The sequence below is a fragment of the Mesorhizobium sp. M7A.F.Ca.CA.001.08.2.1 genome (assembly GCF_003998455.1).
Taxonomy (GTDB): domain Bacteria; phylum Pseudomonadota; class Alphaproteobacteria; order Rhizobiales; family Rhizobiaceae; genus Mesorhizobium; species Mesorhizobium ciceri.
The window spans coordinates 1-3,987 of the sequence record NZ_RZPW01000601.1 but is presented as its reverse complement, the minus strand read 5'-3'; the positions used below and the strand labels follow the sequence as shown (position 1 = coordinate 3,987).

Below are 3,987 nucleotides of genomic sequence, written 5' to 3'. Positions count from 1 at the left end.
CCACCACCCCACCCCTCACACCTTGACCAATTGCTCCACGCGGTCCTTCTCGCCAAAAATCCTGAGATACCGCTCGATCTCTTTCACATCGCCGGTCGCCTTGGCCGGATTGTCCGACAGCTTGACCGCTGGCCTGCCATTGGCCTCGGTGACCTTGCAAACCAGCGATATGGCGTCGAGGCTGTTGGTTTCCGTCGGCGCGCAGCCTTCGAAATCATTGGTCAGATTGGTGCCCCAGCCGAAGGACATGCGCACCTTGCCCTTGAAGTGGCGATAGGTCTCCTCGATGGTCTCGACCTCGAGCCCGTCGGAGAAGATCAGCAGTTTCTGCTTGGGGTCCTTGCCCTTGTCGCGCCACCAGGACAGGATTTTTTCGCCGCCTTCGATCGGCGGCGCGCTGTCGGGGCGAAAGCCCGTCCAGTCGGCCACCCAGTCCGGCGCATCGCGCAGGAACGATGCTGTGCCGAAGGCGTCGGGCAGCACGATCAGCAGATTGCCGCCATAGTAGCGCTGCCAGTCCTGCAGCACCTTGTAAGGCGACTGTCTCAGCTCTTTTTCCGAGTCGGCAAGCGCGGCAAACACCATCGGCAGCTCATGTGCGTTGGTGCCGAGCGCTTCGAGGTCGTTGTCCATGGCCAGAAGCACGTTGGAGGTGCCGGTGAACGCCTCGCCGATGCCTTCCTTCAACGCTTCGACACACCAGCGCTGCCATAGGAAGGAATGGCGCCGGCGCGTGCCGAAATCCGAGATGCGGATGCCGGGCAGCGCCTTCAGCCGCTCGGTCTTGGCCCACATCTTGGATTTGGCGCGGGCATAGAGCACGTCGAGCGCGAAAGGCCCGAACGCCCGCATCGCCGCGCGAGATCGGAGTTCATTGATGATGGCGAGCGCCGGGATTTCCCACAGCGTGGTGTACATCCACGGCCCGCTGAAGGTCAGTTCATACTGCCCGTCGCACTTCGACAGCTCGTATTCGGGCAGCCGGAAGCCTTCCAGCCAGGCGAGGAATTCCGGTTCGAAGATCTGCTTGCGGCCGTAGAAATTGTTACCGCCGAGCCAGATCATCTCCTTCTTGGAGAAGCGCAAGGTGCGGGCATGGTCGAGTTGTTCGCGCAATTCGCCCTCGTCGATCTCGTCGGCAAGGCGCACCGAGGTCGTGCGGTTGATCAGCGAGAAGGTTGCGTCGACCTTGGGATACATGCCCCAGATCATCTGCAGCATCAAAAGCTTGTAGAAATCCGTGTCGAGCAAGCTGCGCACGATCGGGTCGAGCTTCCAGGTGTGGTTGTAGACGCGCCGCGCAATATCGGTCTTAGCCATGTTTCAACACCGCCTTCGCTGCCTGCCATCCACAATTGCGACAGGCCTCATAGCATCGAATCGGCCGCAACGCTGCCCGCTTTCAGGCTGGCCCGACAAAAAGAGCTGCCTGCATGCGGCGGCGCGCAGCCCGGCATCAGCTTGCGGATTTGCCGCCCATCACCCTGAGCGCCGGACGCTTGCGGCGGCTGACGATGCGGCCGGCCACAGGGGCGTCGGCGCGCCCATCGTCCCCCGCTTTCTCGGCAAACAGCCAGTCGACGAACACCTGCACGATCGGCGTCGTCCGCATCTCGTTGCGGCAGACGACATAAAAATCGTCGACCGCCGGCACCGACAGGCTGAACGGCGCGACCAGCATGCCCCTGGCCAGCAGCGCGCTTGCCGTCACCGAGTCGCCCAGCGCCACGCCATGGCCGTGCACCGCTGCCTCGGTCGCCATACGCGCATCGCCGAGGTGATGGCGGCGGCCCCGCTCCAGGTCCAGCGCATCGGCGGCAGCCAGCCAGGTGTGCCACTCGCGGCCGTCATCGCCATGCAGGAAGACATGATCGGCGAGATCCCTGACGCTGCGGATCGGCCGGTTGTTGATCAAGGTCGGGCTGACCACGGGGAACAGTTCGAGGCCCGACCATTTGCGCATCCAGCAATCGGTCCAGCTGCCGTCGCCATAATGCACGCAGACATCGATATTGGGCGCCCGCAAATCCTTGGGATCGTTGGACGGAATAAGCGTCAGCCTTATGTCGGGATATTGCGCCATGAAACTGCCGAGCCGCGGTGTCATCCACAGCAACAGTAGCGCCGGCACGCAGGAGACCGAAAGTGTGCCGCTGCTCGCCGGCCTTGTCATGCGCTGGGTGGCGGCGGCGATGCCGTCGAACGCGGTCGACACCGCCGGCAGAAGCTCCGCGCCATGCGGTGTCAGCTTGACCCGCTGGCCGACCCGCTCGAACAGCTTGACACCGAGCGACTGCTCGAGCGCCTTGATCTGGTGGCTGACGGCGCCATGCGTGACGTTCAGCTCAGTCGCCGCCTTGGTCAGTGAACCATGGCGAGCCGTTGCCTCGAAGGCGCGCAGCGGATTGAGCGGTGGCAGGCGCTTGGTCATGGTACCACTTTGTTGTGAGATTTTCTCACAGAAAACACCCTAACAATATCAATTGATTTTTCAATGCCACTGCCAGACACTTGAGTTTAGAACAGCATCAAGACATGAAATCTGCAGGCAGCCAGCGGGACAGCGGCCCGGCCGGATGACGGTCGGTTCGCAGGCGTCACCCGCGCCGGCACTGCATCAGCCCAGGAGGAGCGGACATGGGATACGATCGCGGCAAGCTCGATGCGTTGCGTCGCAAATATGGTGAAAGCCATGGCGGCGAGATGTTCGACCCGAAATTCCGCAAGGTCGCCGACAAGATCTTCTCCAAGAGCGGCACGCGGCTGGCGCCCTATTCAGGCATCCCGACCTTTCTCGCCGCGCCCTACCGCGAAATATCGGCCGACAATCCGGATTTCGGCGATTTGCAGGTGGCGATGATCGGCGTGCCGATGGATCTCGGCGTCACCAACCGCCCAGGCTCGCGCTTCGGGCCAAGGGCGTTGCGCGCCATCGAGCGCATCGGGCCCTACAATCACGTGCTGGAATGCGCGCCGACGCATGAGCTCAGGGTCGCCGACATTGGTGACACGCCGTTCCGCAGCCGCTACCGGCTTGAGACCAGCCATGAGGATATCGAGCGCCGCACCAACCAGATCGTCGATGCCGGGGTCATTCCGCTGTCGATCGGCGGCGACCATTCGATCAGCCATCCAATTCTGAAGGCCGTCGGCAAGAAGGCCCCGGTGGGGTTGATCCATATCGACGCCCACTGCGACACCAGTGGCCTGTTCGACATGACCAAGTTCCACCATGGCGGCCCGTTCCGCAACGCTGTGCTTGACGGCGTGCTCGACCCGACGCGCACGATCCAGATCGGCATCCGCGGCTCGGCCGAATATCTGTGGGAGTTCACCTACGAGTCCGGCATGACCGTGGTGCATGCCGAGGAGGTGACCGGCCTCGGCATTCCGGCGATCATCGAGAAGGCGCGCAAGATCGTCGGCGACGGCCCGACCTATGTCTCCTTCGACATCGACAGCGTCGATCCGGCCTTCGCGCCGGGCACCGGCACGCCGGAGGTCGGCGGGCTGACGACGCGCGAAGTGCTCGAACTCTTGCGCGGCCTCAAAGGTCTCAACATCGTCGGCGGCGACGTCGTCGAGGTGGCGCCGCAATATGACGCCACCACCAACACCGCGCATGCCGCCGCACAGGTGCTGTTCGAGATACTGAGCCTGATGGTGTTCAGCCCGGCGATAACAGGCAAGGGCGCCTGACGTCTAGAAAAGCAAAGGCAGCCGCCGCGCTGGAGCCGGCGGCCGACCCGAACAAACAAAGCTTCCAGACAGGGGAATGACAATGACAATCCGTAAGACATTTGCCTCCATCGCCGCCGTGCTGATGCTCGGCACGGCCGGTTTCGGCCTCGCAGTTCAGGCCGCTAGCGCCGATGCGCTGGCGGACATCACCAAGGCCGGCACCATCAATGTCGGCGTCTTCGCCGACTTTCCGCCCTTCTCCTCGGCCAGCGCCGACATGAGCCTCAAGGGCTATGACATGGATGT

At 63.0% G+C, this 3,987-nt stretch carries 3 protein-coding genes and 1 pseudogene; 2 read left to right on the top strand and 2 right to left on the bottom strand.

The features are described 5' to 3' along the window. Window positions 1-15: 15 nt before the first annotated feature. Window positions 16-1,320 (bottom strand): nicotinate phosphoribosyltransferase, encoded by a 1,305-nt coding sequence (pncB, locus tag EN914_RS27200; protein WP_013528440.1) that lies wholly within the window; start codon window positions 1,318-1,320, stop codon window positions 16-18. A gap of 136 nt (window positions 1,321-1,456) precedes the next feature. Next, on the bottom strand, window positions 1,457-2,431 hold the full coding sequence (gene gcvA, locus EN914_RS27195) for a transcriptional regulator GcvA (protein WP_024502059.1): 975 nt from the start codon (window positions 2,429-2,431) through the stop codon (window positions 1,457-1,459). 206 nt (window positions 2,432-2,637) lie between these two features. On the opposite strand from gcvA, the gene speB reads away from it, so the two are divergent. Together speB and EN914_RS27185 are read left to right on the top strand one after the other, a co-directional pair. Further along, window positions 2,638-3,699 (top strand): agmatinase, encoded by a 1,062-nt coding sequence (gene speB, locus EN914_RS27190; protein ID WP_024502058.1) that lies wholly within the window; start codon window positions 2,638-2,640, stop codon window positions 3,697-3,699. Between the two features lie 82 nt (window positions 3,700-3,781). Beyond that, window positions 3,782-3,987, top strand: a pseudogene (locus tag EN914_RS27185) (amino acid ABC transporter substrate-binding protein); the annotation flags it as partial.